Genomic DNA, 21170 nt, shown 5'->3' on the forward strand with positions numbered 1-21170 from the left:
GCCCCCCGTAAACAGATATAAGCAGATGTGCAATCGTTAAGCGATGGTGCGTTGGATCTCAATGATTTCGAACACTTCGATCATGTCGCCGACGCGCACGTCGTTATAGTTCTTAACGCCGATACCACATTCCATGCCGTTACGGACTTCGTTAACGTCATCTTTGAAGCGACGCAGGGATTCCAGCTCGCCTTCATAGATAACCACGTTGTCGCGCAGTACGCGGATTGGGTTGTGACGCTTGATGGTCCCTTCGGTAACCATACAGCCGGCGATAGCGCCGAACTTAGGTGATTTGAACACGTCACGCACTTCGGCCAGGCCGATGATCTGCTGCTTGTATTCCGGCGCCAGCATACCGCTCATCGCCTGCTTCACTTCGTCGATCAGGTTATAGATCACGGAGTAGTAACGCAGATCCAGGCTTTCCGCTTCGATCACGCGGCGCGCAGAAGCGTCGGCACGCACGTTGAAGCCCAGGATGATGGCGTTGGAAGCCGCAGCCAGCGTCGCGTCGGTTTCGGTGATCCCACCTACGCCGGAGCCGACAATCTTCACCTTCACTTCGTCGGTGGAGAGTTTCAGCAGCGAGTCGCTGATCGCTTCGCAAGAACCCTGTACGTCGGATTTCAGCACGATGTTCAGCTCGGACACTTCGCCGTCGGTCATGTTGGCGAACATGTTTTCCAGCTTGGACTTCTGCTGACGCGCCAGTTTGACTTCGCGGAACTTGCCCTGACGGTACAGCGCCACTTCACGCGCTTTCTTCTCGTCACGCACCACGGTCGCTTCGTCACCCGCTGCAGGCACGCTGGACAGACCCAGGATTTCCACAGGGATAGACGGACCGGCGGAGGTCACTTCACGGCCCAGCTCGTCACGCATCGCACGCACGCGGCCGTATTCGAAGCCGCACAGGACGATGTCGCCCTTGTTCAGCGTACCTTCCTGAACCAGCACGGTAGCAACCGGGCCACGGCCTTTATCCAGGAAGGACTCGATCACTACGCCGCTCGCCATGCCGCTGCGAACCGCTTTCAGCTCCAGCACTTCGGCCTGCAGCAGGATGGCCTGCAGCAGCTCGTCGATACCGGTACCGGCTTTCGCGGACACGTGAACGAACTGCGCTTCGCCGCCCCACTCTTCCGGCATAACGCCGTACTGAGACAGTTCCTGCTTAACGCGATCCGGATCGGCTTCCGGTTTGTCGATTTTGTTCACCGCAACCACCAATGGCACCTGCGCCGCTTTCGCGTGCTGGATAGCTTCGATGGTTTGTGGCATCACGCCGTCGTCGGCCGCCACCACCAGAACCACGATGTCAGTCGCCTGAGCACCGCGAGCACGCATCGAGGTAAACGCGGCGTGGCCCGGGGTGTCCAGGAAGGTGATCATGCCGTTCTCGGTTTCTACGTGGTAGGCACCGATGTGCTGGGTAATGCCGCCAGCTTCGCCCGCCGCCACTTTGGTGGAGCGGATGTAGTCCAGCAGAGAGGTTTTACCGTGGTCAACGTGGCCCATGATGGTCACGACCGGCGCGCGCGGCTCGGCCGCAGCGCCCGTATCACGGTCGCTCATCAGCGCTTCTTCCAGCTCGTTTTCACGACGCAGGATAACTTTGTGGCCCATCTCTTCGGCAACCAGCTGTGCGGTTTCCTGGTCGATAACCTGGTTGATGGTGGCCATGGCGCCCAGTTTCATCATCACTTTGATGACCTGAGAACCTTTGACCGCCATCTTGTTGGCCAGCTCGGCCACGGTGATGGTTTCACCGATCACCACGTCACGGTTAACCACCTGCGCCGGCTTGTTGAAGCCCTGCTGCAGAGCGCTAGGCTTGCGTTTGCCGCCTTTGCCGCCACGGGTAACGGCACGCGCTTCTTCGCGATCCGCTTTGGATTCGGACAGCTTGTTGCCTTTCTTCTGCTTGGTGGCTTTGCCGCCGCGGGTGCGGCTGCGACGATCGCCTTCAACTTTGGCGTCGTTTTCATCTTCAGCGGCACGGGCGTGCTGAGAGGTGGTCACGTGATAGTCGGCGCTTTCAACCGCAGCGCTAGCCGCGTCGGCCTGGGCCCACTTCTCGCCGTTCTCTTCGGCCATGCGACGGGCTTCTTCCGCCACGCGCTTGGCTTCCTCTTCAACCTTGCGGCGCACTTCCTCTTCCGCTTTACGTTTCAGTTCAGCGGCTTCGGCTTCACGGCGTGCTTTTTCCGCCTGAGCTGGCTTGGTCATTTCGTCGGTATGTTGATTGGTCACTTTTTCTTTTTCCGCTGAATTACGCTTAGCAATCTCCGCGGCCTCACGTTTGGCTTGCTCTTCGGCTGCGCGCTTCGCTTCCGCTTCGCGTTTTGCGAGCTCTTCCGCTTCGCGCCGTGCCTGCTCTTCCGCTTCACGCTGTGCCTGCTCTGCCGCTTCAGCCAACTGGGCTTCCTGCGTATCGCGATTTACATAAGTGCGTTTCTTGCGGACCTCAATTTGCACCGATTTACTTTTACCGCCGGTGCTCGGGATATTCAAGGTGCTGCGCGTTTTGCGCTGCAAAGTGAGTTTACCCGGCGCGCTGCCGTGTTCACGGTTCAGGTGCGCCAGTAATGTTTCTTTTTCTTGCTGGGTAACAGAGTCCGACTCGGACTTGTTGATCCCTGCATCAGCAAACTGCTGTACCAGGCGATCAACCGGAGTCTGAATCTCTGCTGCCAGCGATTTTACGGTTACATCTGTCGTCATGCTGTTCCTTCCTGCTACAGTTATTACGCGTTGTCGCCAAACCAACAGATATTGCGTGCAGCCATGATCAGCTCGCCGGCTTGCTCATCGCTAAGCCCTTCAATATCAGCCAGATCGTCAACACCCTGCTCGGCAAGATCTTCCAGCGTACAAACCCCACGCGCGGCCAGTTTAAAGGCCATGCTGCGCTCAAGACCCGGCAGGTTGAGCAAATCGTCGGCCGGTTTGTTGTCGCCCAGGCTTTCTTCTTGTGCCAGGGCCAGCGTGGTCAATGCAGCTTTGGCGCGTTCGCGCAATGCTTCAACCGTATCTTCATCCAGACCGTCGATTTCCAACAGCTCTTTGATCGGCACGTAGGCCAGCTCTTCCAGCGTGGAGAAGCCTTCTTCAACCAGTACGGTGGCGAAATCTTCGTCGATATCAAGATACTTGGTGAAGGTATCAATAGCGGCATGAGCCTCGGCCTGGTGCTTGGCCTGCAGGTCGTCCGCCGTCATCACGTTCAGTTCCCAACGATCGTCGCCGCGGTGTTGTTTCAGCAGCTGGGAAGCCAAACGCACGTTTTGGCCGTTACGGCCGATCGCCTGCGCCAGGTTGCTGGCTTCAACGGCGATATCCATGGTGCAGTTATCTTCGTCTACCACGATCGACGCGACGTCGGCCGGCGCCATGGCATTGATGACGAATTGCGCAGGGTTATCATCCCACAGGATGATATCGATGCGTTCGCCGCCGAGCTCGCTCGACACGGCCTGAACGCGCGCACCGCGCATACCTACGCAGGCGCCGACCGGATCGATGCGCTTGTCGTTGGTTTTCACTGCAATTTTCGCACGGGAGCCTGGATCGCGGGCTGCCGCTTTAATCTCGATCACTTCTTCGCCGATTTCCGGCACTTCGATGCGGAACAGCTCTTTCAGCATTTCCGGGCTGGAACGGCTGACGAACAGCTGCGCGCCGCGAGCTTCGGGACGTACGGCATACAATACGCCGCGAATGCGGTCGCCCGGACGGAAGTTTTCGCGCGGCAGCATGTCTTCACGGCCAATGACCGCTTCGGCGTTGTTGCCCAGATCCAGCGCGATGCTGTCACGGTTCACTTTCTTCACCACGCCGGTGACGATCTCACCTTCGTGTTCACGGAAAGCGTCGACCACCATCGCGCGCTCGGCCTCGCGCACTTTCTGCACGATAACCTGCTTGGCGGTTTGGGTGGTGATGCGGTCGAAGGTCACGGATTCGATCTGATCTTCGACGTATCCGCCGAGCTCGATGCTCGGATCTTCAAACTGAGCGGCTTCCAGCGTGATTTCACGCGTCGGCTGAGTCACTTCGTCTACGGCGACCCAACGGCGGAAGGTATCGAAATCGCCGGTTCTGCGGTCAATGCTGACGCGCACGTCGATTTCCTGCTCGTATTTTTTCTTGGTTGCGGTGGCTAATGCAGTTTCCAGCGCTTCGAAAATCTTCTCGCGCGGAAGGGATTTTTCATTGGAAACTGCTTCAACAACAGCCAGAATCTCTTTGTTCATCCTAGTTGCCTCTTCCAAACTTTAAAAGTGGGGTACCAGGTTCGCTTTCTGGATGTTGCTCAGCGCGAACACTTCATCTTTCCCTTCCACAGTAACCGTGATCATCTCGCCTTCGACAGACTTGATAATACCCTGCCACTTGCGACGGTTCTGTACCGCCATGCGCAGGACCAGGCTGACTTCTTCACCGAGGTAACGCGTATAGTGTTCTGCGGTGAACATCGGGCGATCAAGGCCAGGAGAGGAGACTTCCAAGTTGTAAGCGACCGTGATTGGATCTTCGACGTCCAATACAGCGCTGACCTGGTGGCTGACATCAGCGCAATCATCAACATTGATGCCGTTATCACTATCAATATAGATGCGGAGCGTCGATTGGCGCGCACGAATGAATTCGATGCCTACAAGCTCAAAGCCCAACGCTTCTACCGGTGCCGAAAGCATCTCTGTTAACTTTTGCTCTAATGTGGACAAGCCCACCCCCAAGACATAAAAAAAGGGCTAAATAGCCCAGTGATTCTGTTGCCAAATAACAAAAAACCCCGAAAAATCGGGGCTTTATGCAACTGGACCCTGTTTGCCGCTAGGCGGCCTCGGTACAACTTTCGAGCAAGTGTCATTTTCAAATGTTGATCGAGAAAAGCGGGTTTCAATCGAAAAGTGTATTTGAAAATAAACACTTAAAGGAAAGTGGTTGCGGGGGCCGGATTTGAACCGACGACCTTCGGGTTATGAGCCCGACGAGCTACCAGGCTGCTCCACCCCGCGTCCGAAAACGTGGCAAATACTACGCCGATAATCGCAAAATTGCAAGTTATCTCTGGGATTTGGTACCGAGGATGGGACTCGAACCCACAAGCCCGTTAGGGCACTACCACCTCAAGGTAGCGTGTCTACCAATTCCACCACCTCGGTACTGATTCTTACTGCTAACGGCCGTTGTTCTTTCGAGTTCACAACCACCGTTTTCAAACTTTTTTGCGGCTTACTGCGGGATATCGCTGCTCGGCTTGGCTGGTGCCGCCGGCGCGGTCGTCTGCTCAGTTTTCACTGGCTGACCCAGGTTTTCCCACTCGCTGCCTTTCTTGCTCTGGTTGCTGCTGAGGTTGCCCAGAATCAGGCTGATGACGAAGAACAGCGTCGCCAGCACAGCAGTCATGCGGGTCATAAAGTTACCGGAACCACTCGAACCGAACAATGTGCCTGATGCACCTGCTCCGAAAGAGGCTCCCATATCAGCGCCTTTACCTTGCTGCAACATAATCAGAGCAACCAGCCCGATTGAGATCAGCAGGAAAATTACCAGAAGAGCTTCGTACATAGTAGTACCCGTATCCTTGCGGCCTTACCGCATGCCAAATGCTTCACACTCATCAAGCAGGCGTTTTTTATAAACTGCCTACTGAAGCGGGTGTGAATACTAACCAAAGCCGCCAACCCGCGCAAGGGCAATTTGCAGCCGCTGGCGCGTTTGCGGAAAAAAACGCCAACAATCGCCTGTTCGGGCTCAGCGATGCCAAGCCCGGCGGCTAACTGTCTGTTTTAACCTGCGGATTTCACCGCGTCGGCGATGCGATGCGCCAGCGCGGTCACCTGCTGCTCGTCTTCGCCTTCCACCATCACGCGGATCAGCGGCTCGGTGCCCGATTTGCGCAGCAGCACCCGGCCGCGGCCGGCCAGCTCGGCCTCCACCTGCTCGGTGACTTTGCGCACTGCATCAGACTCCAGCGGATTGTGCTCGCCGGCGAAGCGCACGTTGACCAGGATCTGCGGCAGCAGCTTCATGCCGCTGCACAGGTCATGCAGGCTCATGTGGTTGCGCACCATGGCGGTCAGCACCTGCAGCCCGGCCACGATGCCGTCGCCGGTGGTGGTTTTGTCCAGCAGGATCACATGGCCGGAGTTTTCCGCGCCGATGCGCCAGCCCAACTCCTGCAGCTTCTCCAGCACGTAGCGGTCGCCCACTTTGGCGCGAGCGAACGGAATGCCCAGCTGTTTCAGCGCCAGCTCCAGCCCCATATTGCTCATCAGGGTGCCGACCGCGCCGCCGCGCAGCTGGCCCTGACGCAGGCCTTCACGGGCGATGATGTACAGGATCTGGTCGCCGTCCACCTTGTTGCCCAGGTGATCCACCATCATCACGCGGTCACCGTCGCCGTCGAACGCCAGGCCGACGTGCGCTTTTTCCTGCAACACGCGCTCCTGCAGCTGACGCACATCGGTAGCGCCGCATTTTTCGTTGATGTTCATCCCGTCCGGCTCAACGCCGATGGCTATCACCGTGGCGCCCAGCTCGCGCAGCACGCTCGGCGCGATGTGGTAAGTCGCGCCGTTGGCGCAGTCAACCACGATTTTCAGCCCCTTCAGGCTCAGCTCGCTCGGGAAGGTGCCTTTGCAGAATTCGATATAGCGGCCGGCGGCGTCGATGATACGGCTGGCTTTACCCAGCTCGGCGGACTCCACGCAGGTCAGCGGTTTTTCCATCTCGGCTTCGATCGCCTCTTCGACGTTGTCCGGCAATTTGGCGCCGTCGATCGAGAAGAACTTGATGCCGTTGTCATAGAACGGGTTGTGCGAAGCGGAGATGACAATGCCCGCTTCCGCGCGGAAGGTGCGCGTCAGGTAGGCCACCGCCGGCGTGGGCATCGGCCCGGTGAAGGAGGCGGACAATCCGGCGGCCGCCAGGCCGGCTTCCAGAGCTGACTCCAGCATATATCCGGAGATGCGCGTATCCTTACCGATAATGATCTTGCGGGAACCGTGACGCGCCAGCACTTTACCGGCCGCCCAGCCCAGCTTCAGCACGAAGTCCGGCGTGATGGGGCTGTCCCCGACCTTGCCTCGGATGCCGTCGGTGCCAAAATATTTGCGCTCGCTCATGTCTCTACTGTCCTTTAGCTGAAAGTGTTGCCTCGACGACACGCATCGCCTCGACGGTTTCTTTAACGTCATGCACTCTGACAATCTGCGCCCCCTGCATCGCCGCGATCACCGCGCAGGCCACGCTGCCGATAACCCGTTGATCCGGCGGCACGTTCAGCAGTTGTCCAATCATCGATTTGCGCGACATGCCGACCAACAGCGGCAAACCGAAACGATGAAATTCCGACAACCGGGCCAGAAGCTGATAGTTGTGCACCAAATTTTTACCGAAACCGAAGCCTGGGTCGAGCAGCAATTTCTGATTTGTTATCCCCGCCTCGTTACAGCGCCGGATATGGTGCTCGAAAAACGTCTGAACGTCGGCGATCAGATCGTCGTAGTGGGGCGCCTGCTGCATGGTGCGCGGCTGCCCCTGCATGTGCATCAGGCAGACCGGCAAACCGCTTTCCGCCGCCGCCGCCAGGGCGCCCGGCTCCTGCAGCGAACGGATGTCGTTGATCAAATGTGCGCCGGCGTGCGCCGATTCGCGGATCACACCCGCTTTCGAGGTATCGACCGAGATAAAGACTTCAAAACGCTGCGCCAGCGCTTCCACCACCGGCACGACCCGCTCAAGCTCCTCCTCTTCGCTCACTTCCGCCGCCCCCGGTCTTGTCGATTCGCCGCCGATATCAATCATCGTGGCGCCGGCCGAAATCAGCGCATGCGCATGTACCAGCGCCTGGTTCAGGGTGTTGTGGCGGCCGCCGTCAGAAAACGAATCCGGCGTCACGTTGAGGATGCCCATCACCTGCGGATGGGAAAGATTGAGCGTCATGTCGCGCACGGTTAACTGCATGGTTGGTCCACCTTACTGTTGCCTGGTTCACTGCCCGCCGGGCAAAAAAAACCCCGGCATGCCGGGGTTTGATGTTATTACACAGCCGCTGTTACTTGTCGAGCTGTTCGGACATGGTGTTGCCCGGCGTTGGGGTGCGCGGCTCATCTACCGGCGTCGGGGCTTTCGGGGTGCCACCGTTGTCGGAGCTGTTGCCTTTGTTCGCATCGTCCCAGCCCGCCGGCGGACGCACGTCTTTGCGGTTCATCAGATCGTCGATCTGCGGCGCATCGATGGTTTCATACTTCATCAACGCATCCTTCATCGAGTGCAGGATGTCCATGTTTTCCATCAGCAGCGAGCGAGCACGCGTGTAGTTACGTTCGATCAGCGACTTCACTTCCTGGTCGATGATACGCGCGGTTTCATCCGACATGTGCTTCGCCTTGGCCACGGAACGGCCCAGGAACACTTCGCCCTCTTCTTCCGCATACAGCAGCGGCCCCAGCTTCTCGGAGAAGCCCCATTGGGTCACCATGTTGCGGGCGATGGAGGTCGCCACTTTGATGTCGTTCGACGCACCGGTAGAGACTTTTTCCGGCCCGTAGATGATCTCTTCCGCCAGACGACCGCCGTACAGGGTGGAGATTTGGCTCTCCAGCTTCTGACGGCTGGCGCTGATCGCATCCCCTTCCGGCAGGAAGAAGGTCACGCCGAGCGCCCGACCACGAGGAATGATGGTGACCTTGTGCACCGGATCGTGTTCAGGAACCAGGCGGCCAATGATGGCGTGGCCCGCTTCGTGATACGCGGTCGACTCTTTCTGCGCTTCAGTCATCACCATGGAGCGACGTTCCGCACCCATCATGATCTTGTCTTTGGCTTTCTCGAACTCCACCATCGACACCACGCGCTTGTTGCCGCGGGCTGCGAACAGCGCCGCTTCGTTGACCAGGTTGGCCAGATCGGCACCGGAGAAGCCCGGCGTGCCGCGCGCAATGACGGAGGCGTCGATGTCGGCCGCCAACGGCACGCGGCGCATGTGCACCTTCAGGATCTGCTCACGGCCACGCACATCCGGCAGCCCGACCACGACCTGACGGTCGAAACGGCCCGGGCGCAGCAGCGCGGGATCAAGCACGTCCGGACGGTTGGTCGCCGCGATGACGATGATGCCCTCGTTGCCTTCGAAACCGTCCATCTCAACCAGCATCTGGTTCAGGGTCTGCTCGCGCTCATCGTGACCGCCACCCAGGCCGGCGCCACGCTGGCGACCGACGGCGTCGATTTCATCGATGAAGATGATGCACGGCGCGGCTTTCTTCGCTTGTTCGAACATGTCGCGCACGCGGGATGCACCCACGCCGACGAACATTTCGACGAAGTCGGAACCGGAAATGGTGAAGAACGGTACCTTCGCTTCGCCGGCGATCGCTTTCGCCAACAGCGTTTTACCGGTCCCCGGCGGGCCAACCATCAGCACGCCTTTCGGGATCTTGCCGCCCAGCTTCTGGAAACGGCTCGGTTCGCGCAGGTATTCCACCAGTTCGCTCACCTCTTCTTTCGCTTCGTCACACCCGGCGACATCGGCGAAAGTGGTCTTGATCTGGTCTTCCGTCAGCATGCGGGCCTTGCTCTTGCCGAAGGACATCGCGCCCTTGCCGCCGCCGCCCTGCATTTGCCGCATAAAGAAGATCCAGACCCCGATCAGCAACAGCATCGGGAACCAAGAGATAAAGATAGAAGCCAGCAGGCTCGGCTCTTCAGGCGGCTCGCCGACAACTTTCACATTCTTCGTTAACAACGTATCCAGCAACTTAGGATCGTTGACAGGGATGTAGGTCGTGTATTTGTTACTGTCTTTCTTGGTAACGTTAATTTCACGTCCGTTGATTCGCGCTTCGCGAACCTGGTCCTGGGTCAGTTCGGACATGAAGGTAGAGTAATCCACCCTACGGCCATTCGACTCGCTGGGCCCAAAGCTCTGGAATACAGACATCAACACTACCGCGATGACTAACCAGAGAATTAGGTTTTTCGCCATGTCACTCAAGGGATTAACCTCATCTTACAACTGTGTTAACAAACAGCGTTAGGGTACTACAGTTTGCGCCCTGTCGCTACAATGTACACTTCGCGCGAACGGGCGCGGGAAGCGTCTGGCTTACGAATCTTAACCTTCGTAAACAGGGAGCGAATTTCCCGTAGGTACTCGTCAAAGCCATCTCCCTGGAACACCTTCACCAGGAAACTTCCGCCTGGTGCGAGGACATCACGACACATATCCAGCGCCAACTCCACCAGATACATCGACCTTGGAATATCGACCGCCGGGGTGCCACTCATATTCGGGGCCATATCGGACATGACCACCTGAACCTTACTCTCGCCTACTCGTTCCAACAGTGCCTTCAGCACCAGTTCATCACGAAAATCGCCCTGAAGGAAATCGACGCCAACGATAGGATCCATTGGCAAAATATCACAGGCGATGATGCGCCCGGTACCGCCGATTTGGGTGACCACATACTGCGACCAGCCGCCCGGTGCGGCGCCCAGATCAACCACGGTCATGCCCGGTTTGAACAGTTTGTCGCTCTGCTGTATTTCATCAAGTTTAAACCAGGCACGGGAACGCAGTCCCTTTTTCTGCGCCTGCTGTACATATTTATCGCTAAAGTGTTCTTGTAACCAGCGACTGGAGCTAGCCGAACGCTTTTTATTAGCCATCTCGTTTTCCAACTATCATAAAAAGAGTCTTATGTCAGGGTCGCTGCTCACGTAGACTCACACCGGTGAAGACCGATTTGGTGATATACATGAGATGGCGGTAGAATGTACCGTTTTCAATCCCAACTTAAGCAAAAAAGACAATGAATCTGAATAATAAACAAAAACAGCACCTGAAAGGCCTGGCGCATCCGTTAAAACCGGTGGTGATGCTGGGCAATAACGGTCTTACCGAAGGGGTGCTGGCTGAAATTGAACAGGCTCTGGAGCATCATGAGCTGATCAAGGTAAAAATCGCCGCTGAAGATCGCGAAACCAAGACCCTGATCGCCGACGCTATCGTGCGTGAAACGGGCGCCTGCAATGTGCAAGTTATCGGCAGTACGCTTATTCTTTACCGCCCGTCGAAAGAGCGCAAGATCAGTCTACCGCGTTAATAACCATCAGGTTAACGAAAAGGTGCCATGCGCCTGACCAAGATAAAAGGCCGCTTGCGGCCTTTTTCCTATCTTTACAAAACGTTGGCGCATTAATGACCAACGGTCCCGATCAGAGATACTCGACCTTCAGGATCTCGTATTCCACGTCGCCGCCTGGGGTTTTGATCACCACCACATCGTCTTGCTCTTTGCCGATCAGGCCGCGCGCCATCGGCGAGTTTACCGAAATCAGATTTTTCTTGAAATCGGCCTCATCGTCGCCAACGATGCGGTAAGTCACTTCTTCTTCGCTGTCCAGATTCATCACCGATACGGTGGCGCCGAAGATCACCCGACCGGTGTTCGGCATCTTGGTGATGTCGATCACCTGAGCATTGGACAGCTTGGCTTCGATTTCCTGAATGCGGCCTTCACAGAAACCCTGCTGTTCGCGGGCGGCATGGTACTCGGCATTTTCTTTCAGGTCGCCGTGTTCACGCGCTTCAGCGATATCCGCAATGATTTTCGGGCGGCGCACGCTTTTCAGATATTCGAGCTCTTCGCGCAGTTTTTCAGCGCCAAACAAGGTCATCGGAATTTGGTTCATCGTATAAATACCTCTAAATCTTTCCTGTTCAAATAACCGTCATCCTGACGTATTCGTATGAAAACACGGTTGGCATACCGCCCCCCGCCTCCAGGCGACAAACAAAAGAAACCTGACTCGGAACGGAGCCCAAGCCAAGATCGGTTTTGCATTTTGATACGCATTTTAGCCTAGAGTTCCTTGAGGGTCATCGTTTACTTTTTCCCTGATTGCACCGTAGTATGACGGCACGTTATCCAGCTGTTATCCCGAGATTATGCGTTTTTCACGAATTGTCAGTGCATTGGCTTGCGCATTTATTCTGAATGCGAATGCGGCCCCGGTTGAAGAGTACACACAATATCTGCCTGATGGGGCCAACCTTGCCCTGGTCGTTCAGAAGATCGGCGCCGGCTCGCCGACGATCGATTACCACTCTCAGCAAATGGCGCTGCCGGCCAGTACCCAAAAAGTGCTGACGGCGCTGGCGGCATTGCTGCAACTCGGGCCCGATTACCGTTTCACCACCACGCTGGAGAGCCAGGGCGATATCCGCGACGGCGTGCTACGCGGCAACCTGATCGCTCGCTTCAGCGGCGATCCGACCTTCAAACGCCAGAGCCTGCGCAATATGGTGGCCGTCCTGAAAAAGCAAGGCGTGCGCCAAATCAGCGGCGATGTGCTGGTCGATACCTCGGTCTTCGCCAGCCATGACAAAGCGCCCGGTTGGCCGTGGAACGATCTGACGCAGTGCTTCAGCGCGCCGCCGGCCGCCGCCATCGTCGATCGCAACTGTTTCTCGGTCTCGCTGTACAGCGCGCCGAATCCGGGCGACATGGCGTTTATCCGCGTCGCCTCCTATTATCCGGTTAATATGTTTAGCCAGGTACGCACCCTGGCGCGCGGCTCGGCAGACGCGCAGTACTGCGAGCTGGACGTGGTGCCGGGCGAGCTGAACCGCTTTACCCTGACCGGCTGCCTGACGCAGCGCAGCGAGCCGTTGCCGCTGGCCTTCGCCATCCAGGACGGCGCCAGCTATGCGGGCGCCATCTTGAAAGACGAGCTGACGCAGGCCGGCATCCAGATCGACGGGCATTTGAAACGCCAGACGCGTCCCGGCATTACCGGCACGGTGATCGCGCAAACCCAGTCGGCACCGCTGCACGATCTGTTGAAGATCATGCTGAAAAAGTCGGACAACATGATTGCCGATACCGTCTTCCGCACCATCGGCCATGAGCGCTTCGGCGTGCCGGGCACCTGGCGAGCGGGCTCCGATGCGGTGCGCCAGGTGCTGCGCCAAAAGGCCGGCATCGATCTGGGCAATACCATCATCGCCGACGGTTCCGGCCTGTCGCGCCACAACCTGCTGGCCCCGGCGACCATGATGCAGGCGCTGCAGTACATCGCGCAGCACGACAACGAGCTGAACTTTATCTCGATGCTGCCGCTGTCCGGCTATGACGGCACCCTGCGCTACCGCGGCGGCCTGCATGAAGCCGGCGTCGACGGCAAGGTGTCGGCCAAGACCGGCGCGCTGCAGGGCGTCTACAACCTGGCGGGCTTCATCACGACCGCCAGCGGCCAGCGCATGGCCTTCGTGCAGTATCTCTCCGGCTACGCCGTGCCGCCGGAAGATCAGAAACAGCGCCGCGCGCCGCTGGTGCGCTTCGAAAGCCGCCTGTATCGGGATATTTACCAAAACAACTGAGGGTCATCATGAAGCTGCTGGTCGTTGAAGATGATGAACTGCTGCAACAGGGGCTGGCGTTGGCGCTGACCGGCGAGGGTTACGTCTGCGACTGCGCCGCCACGGCGGCGGAGGCCAACAGCCTGCTCATCACCAGCCAATACAGCATGGTGATCCTGGATCTCGGCCTGCCGGACATGGACGGCGCGGCGCTGCTGCGGCAGTGGCGCCGCCAGCAGATCGATCTGCCGGTGCTGATCCTGACCGCCCGCGACGCCCTGGAAGATCGCGTCGACGGGCTGGACGCCGGCGCCGACGACTACCTGGTCAAACCCTTCGCGCTGGTTGAGCTGCAGGCGCGCGTGCGCGCCCTCCTGCGGCGCTACCAGGGCCACAGCGACAATCTGATGCAGGTGGATGACCTGCAGTTGAACCTCTCCAGCCAGCAGGTCTACCTGCAGCAACAGCCGGTGGAAGTCACGCCAAAAGAGTTCGCCATTCTGTCGCGCCTGATCATGCGTGCCGGGCAGACGGTCAACCGTGAGCTCCTGCAACAAGATCTCTACACCTGGCAAGACGACCTGGGCTCCAACACGCTGGAAGTGCACATCCACAACCTGCGCCGTAAACTGGGCAAGGATCGCATCCGCACCGTGCGCGGCATCGGCTACCGCCTGGAACCTTCCTCATGATCAGCATGCGCCGCCGCCTGCTGCTGATGTTGGCGCTGATCCTGTTGGTCACGCAGCTCATCAGCGCCTTCTGGCTGTGGCACGAAAGCCAGGAACAGATCAGCTTCCTGGTGGACGAAACCCTGTCCGCCAAAGTGCGCAGCGAGCGCGTCGATACCGAGATCGCCGAAGCCATCGCCTCGCTGTTGGCGCCTTCGCTGATCATGATGATCGTGACCCTGCTGGCGTCTTTCTGGGCCATCAGCTGGATCACCCGCCCGCTCAACCAATTGCAGCAGCGGCTGGAAAAGCGCTCTGCCGATAACCTGACGCCGCTGCCGATCACCAGCGACAGCCAGGAAATGGTGGCGGTCACCAATGCGCTCAATCAGCTGTTCTCGCGGCTGGACAACACCATTCAGCAGGAACGCCTGTTCACCGCCGACGCCGCCCACGAGCTGCGCACGCCGCTGGCCGGCATCCGTCTGCATCTGGAACTGATGGAAAAACAGGGCGTCAAGGGCAGCCAGGCGCTGATCGCCCGCATCGATCAACTGATGCACACCGTCGAGCAACTGCTGATGCTGTCGCGCGCCGGGCAAGACTTTGCCAGCGGCCATTACCAGCATTTCGATTGGGTAGCCGATGTGATCCAGCCGCTGCGTGAAGAGCTCGACGAAATGACCGCCCAACGCGGGCAAACGCTGGCCTGGCAATTGCCGGCCGCCGCCGCGGTGAACGGCGATCCGGTGCTGCTGCGGCTGCTGCTGCGCAACCTGGTCGAAAACGCCCACCGATACGGCCCGGAAGGCGGCGCGATACAGGTGCGGTTAACGCCGCAAGACCGCGGTTATCTGCTGCAGGTCATCGACGATGGCCCGGGGATCAAGGAAGAGATGGTCGGGGAGCTGACGCAGGCGTTTCGCCGCATGGATCAACGCTACGGCGGCAGCGGACTGGGCTTGAATATCGTGATCCGCATCGTGCAGCTGCACCAGGGGCGCTTGAGGCTGGAAAACCGCCGCGATGCGCGCGGCCTGAATGCCCAGTGTTGGCTGCCGGAAAAGGCGCTCAAATAATAAGGGCCCAGCGTTGCTGAGCCCTTTATCACCGAATTACTTCTGGTAAATGATTTCGACGCCTTCGTCGTCGTCTTCGTCCCAGTCGTCATCCCAGTCGTCATCCGCTTCCGATTCCATCTCCGCCAGCTGTTCGCGGTGATAGTCGTCCCACATGAATTCGACTTTTTCCGGCGCGCTTTCTTCGATCGCCATCGCTTTCGGCTGGGTATTGATGAAGTTCATCACGTCCCAGCACAGCGCGTTGACGCCTTCGCGGTTGGCGGCGGAGATCATGTAGTACTTTCCTTCCCAGCCCATGCCTTCCACAATCGCCTTGGCGCGTTCGGCAGCTTCTTCCTCACCAATCACATCAATTTTGTTGAACACCAGCCAGCGTGGCTTCTGTGCCAGATTTTCGCTGTATTGGTTCAACTCGTTGATGATGACTTTGGCGTTTTCCACCGGATCGGATTCGTCGATCGGCGCAATGTCCACCAGGTGCAACAGCACGCGGCAACGCTCCAGGTGTTTCAGGAAGCGAATGCCCAGGCCCGCGCCTTCGGAGGCGCCCTCGATCAGCCCCGGAATGTCGGCGACCACAAAGCTCTGCTCGTGGTCCATGCGCACCACGCCCAGGCTTGGCACCAGCGTGGTAAACGGATAATCGGCCACCTTCGGCTTGGCGGCGGACACCGCGCGGATGAAGGTCGATTTGCCGGCGTTCGGCAGCCCCAGCATGCCCACATCGGCCAGCAGCAACAGCTCCAGCAACAGATCGCGCGCTTCGCCGGCGGTGCCCAGCGTCTTCTGACGCGGCGCACGGTTGACCGACGATTTGAAACGGGTGTTACCCAGACCGTGCCAGCCGCCTTTGGCGACCATCAGTTTCTGCTCGTGACGGGTCATGTCGCCGAGGATCTCGCCGGTGCCCTGATCCTTCACGCGCGTGCCGACCGGCACCTTGATGATGACGTCTTTACCGCGTTTACCGGTACAGTCGCGACTCTGGCCATTCTGACCGCGCTCGGCGCGGAAAGACTTCTCAAAGCGGTAGTCGATCAGGGTATTGAGGTTCTCGTCCGCCAGCAGGTAGACGTCGCCGCCGTCGCCGCCGTCGCCGCCGTCAGGCCCACCGTTAGGGATATATTTTTCGCGGCGGAAGCTGACGCATCCGTTGCCGCCATCGCCTGCAACGACCAGAATCGCTGCTTCATCTACAAACTTCATTTACCGTCTCCGTAAATCATTCACCGGGCTGCTTCAAAGGAGCAACCTGGGGGGGTTCTGCCCGTCGCGGCCACCACCGGTGACCAATTGCGGAAAACATAGCGCCCGCCACGACCACAAACGCGCCAACATAGCCGACGAGATTTAACGTCGGCGCGGCGAACGCCTGGGGCCAGGCCAGCGCCAATAAATCAGAAAACAGCAGGGTAAACAGCGGGGTCAGCGTCACCAACGCACTCACCTGCGCCGCCTGCCAGCGCGCCATCGCTTCCGCCAGCGCGCCATAGCCGATCAACGTGTTGGCGCCGCAAAACAGCAGGCACGCCAATTGCCAGCCGCTAAGCTGGAAAATCACCTCGGGTTTGGCCAGAGGGAACAACGCCATCGCACATAAAGTGTACAACATAACCAGGATCTGCGGCGAAGCCAGCCGTCGCAGCAATACCTTCTGCGCCACGCCGTAGCTCACCCAGACCATCGCCGCACACACGCCCAGCATGACGCCCAGCGTGTAGTCCGTCAGCCGGGTAAAGATCTCTATCAGACTGACGTTGAAAAACAACATCAGTCCACAAATCAGCATCAAGGCGCCAATGACCTGGGTGATGCGCATGCGCTCTTTTAAAATCAGCACGCTGGCGAACATCATGCCCACCGGCGACAGCTGGCCAATCACCTGCGACGCCGTCGGGCTCAGGTATTGCAGCGAGGAACTGAAGAACACAAAGTTGCCCAACAGCCCCGCCGTGGCGATCGCCAACAGTAGCAGCCAACGCGGTTGACGGAACATCTTCAGCGGCGGCAGCTTGCCGCGCACCGCGAGGATCACGCCCAAACCGATGGCGGCCATGGTAAAGCGATACCAAACGATGGTAAACGGCTCCATCACCGCCAACACTTCTTTCATCGCGATCGGCAACGCGCCCCAGCAAACCGCCGTGGTTAACGCCAGGGAAATACCCACGCCGACCTGCTGCTTCGTATCCATATTACCTTCGCCAACGCTGACAGGGCTGCCCGCAGGCAACCCATAAATGTAAAAAGCCCCGCAACGAATTGCGGGGCTTACATCTATTTCGTAAGGCTCGAAAAATTATTCAGCTTCGATGCTGATGAATTTACGATTGCTCGGGCCTTTAACTTCGAATTTGACTTTACCGTCTTTCAAAGCAAACAGAGTGTGGTCTTTGCCGCAACCCACGTTGGTACCAGCGTGGAATTTGGTGCCGCGCTGACGAACGATGATGCTGCCTGCCAGTACTGCTTCGCCGCCAAAGCGTTTTACGCCCAGACGTTTAGCTTCTGAATCGCGACCGTTACGAGTCGAGCCGCCAGCCTTTTTGTGTGCCATTAATCCGCTCTCCTAACTTAAGCGCTGATGCCGGTGATTTTAACGTCAGTGAACCACTGACGGTGGCCCTGCTGCTTACGGTGGTGTTTACGACGACGAAACTTAACAATTTTAATTTTCTCGCCACGACCGTGAGCAACGACTTCAGCTTTGATCTTGCCGCCATCGACGAAAGGAACGCCGATTTTGATATCTTCGCCATTAGCGATCATCAGAATCTGGTCAAACTCAACCGCTTCACCAGTTGCGATGTCCAGCTTTTCCAAGCGAACGGTCTGACCTTCGCTTACTCGGTGTTGTTTACCACCACTTTGGAAAACCGCGTACATATAAAACTCCGCTTTCCGCGTGCCCGACTGTGTTAGTTCAGAGCGCGCTATAAATATTCACAATAGGGCGCGAATTCTACGCAAAAAAGCGGCGCATGACAAGAGCAGAATAAGACCAGATGTACAAAAAAGAAGAAAAAAAACACAGTTTCTTTCGTGGCGTTTATCTGAACCGTTTTTCAAGTACAATCATAGGGACAGTTACCGCCATGTACCGATGTGAGCAGCGATCTCAACGCGGTGAAGAGAAACACAGCTGAAAAAAACACAATGAACCTAGAGCAAATTACCGAGTTAACCGCGCAAGATATGGCGGCCGTGAACGCAACAATTCTCGAACAGCTGAATTCCGATGTCACGCTCATCAATCAGCTTGGCTATTACATTATCAGCGGTGGCGGTAAACGCATCCGGCCGATGATCGCCGTCCTGGCGGCGCGAGCGTTGGGCTATGAAGGCAACAAGCACGTCACCGTCGCCGCCCTGATCGAATTCATCCATACCGCCACGCTGCTGCATGACGACGTCGTCGACGAATCGGACATGCGCCGCGGCAAAGCCACCGCCAACGCCGCGTTCGGCAACGCCGCCAGCGTGCTGGTCGGCGACTTTATCTATACCCGCGCCTTCCAGATGATGACCAGCCTGGAATCGCTGCGCGTGCTGGCGCTGATGTCGGAGGCGGTCAACGTCATCGCCGAAGGCGAAGTGCTGCAGTTGATGAACGTGCACGATCCTGACATCAGCGAAGAAAGCTATATGCGGGTGATCTACAGCAAAACCGCCCGTCTGTTTGAGGCGGCGGCGCAATCGTCGGCGATCCTGTCCGGCGCCAACGCCGAGCAAGAGAAGGCGCTGCAAGATTATGGCCGCTACCTCGGCACCGCTTTCCAGCTGATCGACGATCTGCTCGACTACAGCGCCGACGGCAGCACCCTGGGCAAAAACACCGGTGACGATCTGAATGAAGGGAAACCGACCCTGCCGCTGCTGCACGCGATGCACAACGGCGACGACGCACAGCGTGAGATGATCCGCGGCGCGATTGAGCAAGGCAACGGTCGTCATCTGCTGGAGCCGGTATTGCAGGCGATGCAACAATGCGGTTCGCTGGAATACACTCGCCAACGCGCCGAGGAAGAAGCCGACAAGGCGATCGCCGCGCTGCAGGTCTTGCCGGCCTCGGAGCACCGCACGGCGCTGGAAGGCCTGGCGCATCTGGCAGTGCAACGCGACTTTTAAGAAACAAAAGTTTCTTAACGTTCTTATCAGGCCCGCTGAGGCGGGCCTGTCTAGGTATTATTCTCTTCGTCAATGCGCGCCAGCAGGCCGCCTATCCCTTCCCGCATCAGGAAAGCCACCATTTTCTCGCGCTCGCTCTCCGTCAAATGGTAGTAATACTCGATCCATACCGCTAACGGATCCTGGCGTTCTACGTCATACGCCGCCCCATCTTCTTTCAGCATCAGCAGGTTGCGCGCGCCAGGCGGCAGGCTGTCGATATGATACTCCAACGCTTTTCCCTGCACGCCTTTACGCCTGCGGCTTATCCAGCCTTCGCGCCGGGCCATCAGATTGATTCCCTGTGGTGAGGAAGGTAATCCTGCGATGCCTGTCAGTTCCTTGGCGGCAAACCACTCGTTTTTCATAGCCATCATCTCTGGGCAATAGTGGGCAAAGTCATTTTTGGAAATTACTTGGGTATTTTTTAGGAAATTTAATGGTATTCTTGTTTCCGAATAAGCGTTTCACGTTGTTCAAACGCCTAACCCTGATCCGTTAGTTATACCACTAACGCAACTTTGGCTAATCAGAAAAGGAATGTAAACATGAATTCAAGGAACCCAGATTGGCATCCGGCAGATATCATCGCGGCGTTACGCAAACAGGGCACCACGCTGGCGGCGGTGTCGCGCAAGGCCGGATTAAGCTCATCAACGCTGGCCAACGCGCTATCGCGTCCCTGGCCGAAGGGGGAATGGCTGATCGCCGAAGCAATCGGCATCCACCCATCGGAGATCTGGCCAAGCCGCTATTATGATCCGCACAGCGATTGCCTGCTGGATCGAAAAGCCCGCATCAAATCGTGAACGCGGGGCAAAAAAAAACCGCCGGAACAGCGTCCGGCGGCGTTTATCGGCTGACTATCGGCGACGATCAGTTATTGATGAACTTCTCGCCCAGTTCGATATCTTTGTGCAGCACGTCCAGCATCTCATTCAGCGCTTTCTGTTCGAAGGCGCTTAGCGTGCCGATATCCTTGCGTTCTTCAACGCCGTTTTTACCCAGCACCAGCGGCTGTGCGAAGAAGCGAGCGTATTTGCCGTCGCCTTCAACGTAAGCGCATTCCACAACGCCTTTCTCGCCCTGCAGTGCGCGCACCAGAGACAGACCGAAACGCGCGGCCGCCTGGCCCATGGACAGCGTAGCAGACCCGCCACCGGCTTTGGCTTCCACCACTTCGGTGCCGGCGTTCTGAATGCGTTTGGTCAGATCCGCCACTTCCTGATCGGTGAAGCTCACGCCAGGGATCTGCGACAGCAGAGGCAGGATAGTCACGCCAGAGTGGCCGCCGATGACCGGCACGTTCAACTCTTCCGGCTGCTTGCCTTTCAGCTCGGCCACGAAGGTGTTGGAACGGATGATATCCAGCGAAGTCACGCCGAACAGTTTGTTCTTGTCGTAAACGCCGGCTTTTTTCAACACTTCCGCCGCGATGGCGACCGTGGTGTTAACCGGGTTGGTGATGATGCCGATGCAGGCTTTCGGGCAGGTTTTCGCCACTTGCTCAATCAGGTTACGCACGATGCCGGCGTTAACGTTGAACAGGTCAGAGCGATCCATGCCTGGCTTACGGGCCACGCCGGCGGAAATCAGCACCACGTCCGCACCCTGCAGAGCCGGGGTCGCGTCTTCGCCGCTGAAGCCTTTGATTTTAACTGCGGTTGGGATGTGGCTTAAGTCGACGGCAACGCCTGGGGTAACGGGGGCAATGTCGTAGAGAGAGAGTTCAGAACCTGAAGGAAGCTGGGTTTTGAGTAGAAGGGCGAGGGCCTGGCCGATACCGCCAGCAGCACCGAGAACTGCAACTTTCATCCTATACTCCTTTATTGTCTTAAATATATAAAGCGCCGTGAATGTGTTGGT

22 protein-coding genes and 2 tRNA genes are annotated in these 21170 nt (G+C 57.8%); 7 read left to right on the forward strand and 17 right to left on the reverse strand.

Going from position 1 to position 21170, the window contains the following annotated elements; genetic code table 11:
• Window positions 1–36 precede the first annotated feature (36 nt).
• The 6 genes from infB to secG all read right to left on the reverse strand — a co-directional run bounded on the left by infB (window position 37) and on the right by secG (window position 5580).
• Window positions 37–2727: a translation initiation factor IF-2 gene (infB, locus tag ACJ8M3_RS15870; protein ID WP_019453339.1), complete on the reverse strand. Its 2691-nt coding sequence runs from the start codon at window positions 2725–2727 to the stop codon at window positions 37–39.
• A 23-nt stretch (window positions 2728–2750) separates the two neighbouring features.
• Window positions 2751–4259 carry a transcription termination factor NusA gene (gene nusA / locus ACJ8M3_RS15875; protein ID WP_004933514.1) on the reverse strand — a complete coding sequence of 503 codons (1509 nt, stop codon included), beginning with the start codon at window positions 4257–4259 and terminating at the stop codon, window positions 2751–2753.
• A 21-nt stretch (window positions 4260–4280) separates the two neighbouring features.
• A complete protein-coding gene (gene rimP / locus ACJ8M3_RS15880; protein WP_033644179.1) occupies window positions 4281–4733 on the reverse strand; it encodes a ribosome maturation factor RimP in 453 nt (150 codons plus the stop codon).
• Window positions 4734–4950: 217 nt separating this feature from the next.
• Window positions 4951–5027 (reverse strand) — tRNA-Met (locus tag ACJ8M3_RS15885).
• Between the two features lie 60 nt (window positions 5028–5087).
• Window positions 5088–5174, reverse strand: a tRNA-Leu gene (locus ACJ8M3_RS15890).
• Between the two features lie 70 nt (window positions 5175–5244).
• Complete coding sequence (secG, locus tag ACJ8M3_RS15895; RefSeq protein ID WP_004933519.1) at window positions 5245–5580, reverse strand: preprotein translocase subunit SecG; 336 nt, start codon at window positions 5578–5580, stop codon at window positions 5245–5247.
• 38 nt (window positions 5581–5618) lie between these two features.
• Here secG and ACJ8M3_RS15900 point away from each other — a divergent pair, with 38 nt between their 5' ends.
• Complete coding sequence (locus tag ACJ8M3_RS15900) at window positions 5619–5792, forward strand: hypothetical protein (RefSeq protein WP_158524122.1); 174 nt, start codon at window positions 5619–5621, stop codon at window positions 5790–5792.
• Between the two features lie 9 nt (window positions 5793–5801).
• On the opposite strand, the gene glmM is transcribed toward ACJ8M3_RS15900, so the two are convergent.
• From glmM to rlmE, 4 genes are all read right to left on the reverse strand, one after another.
• Window positions 5802–7139 carry a phosphoglucosamine mutase gene (gene glmM, locus ACJ8M3_RS15905; RefSeq protein ID WP_033648671.1) on the reverse strand — a complete coding sequence of 446 codons (1338 nt, stop codon included), beginning with the start codon at window positions 7137–7139 and terminating at the stop codon, window positions 5802–5804.
• Between the two features lie 4 nt (window positions 7140–7143).
• The gene (gene folP, locus ACJ8M3_RS15910; RefSeq protein ID WP_089197613.1) at window positions 7144–7980 is read right to left on the reverse strand and encodes a dihydropteroate synthase; all 837 of its coding nucleotides are present in this window, start codon (window positions 7978–7980) and stop codon (window positions 7144–7146) included.
• Window positions 7981–8071: 91 nt separating this feature from the next.
• The gene (gene ftsH, locus ACJ8M3_RS15915) at window positions 8072–10003 is read right to left on the reverse strand and encodes an ATP-dependent zinc metalloprotease FtsH (RefSeq protein WP_004933529.1); all 1932 of its coding nucleotides are present in this window, start codon (window positions 10001–10003) and stop codon (window positions 8072–8074) included.
• 56 nt (window positions 10004–10059) lie between these two features.
• Window positions 10060–10689, reverse strand: coding sequence for a 23S rRNA (uridine(2552)-2'-O)-methyltransferase RlmE (gene rlmE / locus ACJ8M3_RS15920; protein ID WP_004933533.1), 630 nt, complete (start codon window positions 10687–10689; stop codon window positions 10060–10062).
• 143 nt (window positions 10690–10832) lie between these two features.
• Here rlmE and yhbY point away from each other — a divergent pair, with 143 nt between their 5' ends.
• A complete protein-coding gene (yhbY, locus tag ACJ8M3_RS15925) occupies window positions 10833–11126 on the forward strand; it encodes a ribosome assembly RNA-binding protein YhbY (RefSeq protein WP_004933536.1) in 294 nt (97 codons plus the stop codon).
• Window positions 11127–11238: 112 nt separating this feature from the next.
• Here yhbY and greA read toward each other — a convergent pair whose 3' ends face one another.
• The gene (gene greA, locus ACJ8M3_RS15930) at window positions 11239–11715 is read right to left on the reverse strand and encodes a transcription elongation factor GreA (RefSeq protein ID WP_004933539.1); all 477 of its coding nucleotides are present in this window, start codon (window positions 11713–11715) and stop codon (window positions 11239–11241) included.
• Window positions 11716–11971: 256 nt separating this feature from the next.
• On the opposite strand from greA, the gene dacB reads away from it, so the two are divergent.
• From dacB to pmrB, 3 genes are read left to right on the forward strand one after another with little or no spacing between them, the layout of a single operon-like run.
• Window positions 11972–13405: a serine-type D-Ala-D-Ala carboxypeptidase gene (gene dacB, locus ACJ8M3_RS15935; protein WP_089195391.1), complete on the forward strand. Its 1434-nt coding sequence runs from the start codon at window positions 11972–11974 to the stop codon at window positions 13403–13405.
• A gap of 8 nt (window positions 13406–13413) precedes the next feature.
• Complete coding sequence (gene pmrA, locus ACJ8M3_RS15940) at window positions 13414–14076, forward strand: two-component system response regulator PmrA (RefSeq protein ID WP_033641655.1); 663 nt, start codon at window positions 13414–13416, stop codon at window positions 14074–14076.
• Window positions 14073–15134, forward strand: coding sequence for a two-component system sensor histidine kinase PmrB (gene pmrB, locus ACJ8M3_RS15945; protein WP_122016935.1), 1062 nt, complete (start codon window positions 14073–14075; stop codon window positions 15132–15134). Before pmrA ends, pmrB begins: the two co-directional genes overlap by 4 nt.
• Before the next feature lie 36 nt (window positions 15135–15170).
• Here pmrB and cgtA read toward each other — a convergent pair whose 3' ends face one another.
• The 4 genes from cgtA to rplU form a co-directional block, all read right to left on the reverse strand.
• Complete coding sequence (gene cgtA, locus ACJ8M3_RS15950; protein WP_033641651.1) at window positions 15171–16343, reverse strand: Obg family GTPase CgtA; 1173 nt, start codon at window positions 16341–16343, stop codon at window positions 15171–15173.
• Between the two features lie 16 nt (window positions 16344–16359).
• A complete protein-coding gene (locus tag ACJ8M3_RS15955) occupies window positions 16360–17331 on the reverse strand; it encodes a DMT family transporter (RefSeq protein WP_145957741.1) in 972 nt (323 codons plus the stop codon).
• Window positions 17332–17436: 105 nt separating this feature from the next.
• The gene (gene rpmA, locus ACJ8M3_RS15960; protein WP_004933559.1) at window positions 17437–17694 is read right to left on the reverse strand and encodes a 50S ribosomal protein L27; all 258 of its coding nucleotides are present in this window, start codon (window positions 17692–17694) and stop codon (window positions 17437–17439) included.
• A gap of 17 nt (window positions 17695–17711) precedes the next feature.
• The gene (rplU, locus tag ACJ8M3_RS15965; RefSeq protein ID WP_004933561.1) at window positions 17712–18023 is read right to left on the reverse strand and encodes a 50S ribosomal protein L21; all 312 of its coding nucleotides are present in this window, start codon (window positions 18021–18023) and stop codon (window positions 17712–17714) included.
• A gap of 270 nt (window positions 18024–18293) precedes the next feature.
• On the opposite strand from rplU, the gene ispB reads away from it, so the two are divergent.
• A complete protein-coding gene (gene ispB, locus ACJ8M3_RS15970; RefSeq protein WP_033641648.1) occupies window positions 18294–19265 on the forward strand; it encodes an octaprenyl diphosphate synthase in 972 nt (323 codons plus the stop codon).
• A 50-nt stretch (window positions 19266–19315) separates the two neighbouring features.
• Here the strand turns inward: ispB and ACJ8M3_RS15975 are convergent, their stop codons facing one another.
• Window positions 19316–19672: a DNA-binding protein gene (locus tag ACJ8M3_RS15975; RefSeq protein ID WP_033651481.1), complete on the reverse strand. Its 357-nt coding sequence runs from the start codon at window positions 19670–19672 to the stop codon at window positions 19316–19318.
• Between the two features lie 180 nt (window positions 19673–19852).
• On the opposite strand from ACJ8M3_RS15975, the gene ACJ8M3_RS15980 reads away from it, so the two are divergent.
• On the forward strand, window positions 19853–20113 hold the full coding sequence (locus tag ACJ8M3_RS15980) for a helix-turn-helix domain-containing protein (protein WP_004933567.1): 261 nt from the start codon (window positions 19853–19855) through the stop codon (window positions 20111–20113).
• 67 nt (window positions 20114–20180) lie between these two features.
• Here the strand turns inward: ACJ8M3_RS15980 and mdh are convergent, their stop codons facing one another.
• A complete protein-coding gene (mdh, locus tag ACJ8M3_RS15985) occupies window positions 20181–21119 on the reverse strand; it encodes a malate dehydrogenase (protein ID WP_033636811.1) in 939 nt (312 codons plus the stop codon).
• Between the last annotated feature and the right edge of the window lie 51 nt (window positions 21120–21170).

It is taken from the genome of Serratia sp. CY55921 (assembly GCF_052167655.1).
Classification (GTDB): Bacteria; Pseudomonadota; Gammaproteobacteria; order Enterobacterales; family Enterobacteriaceae; genus Serratia; species Serratia ureilytica.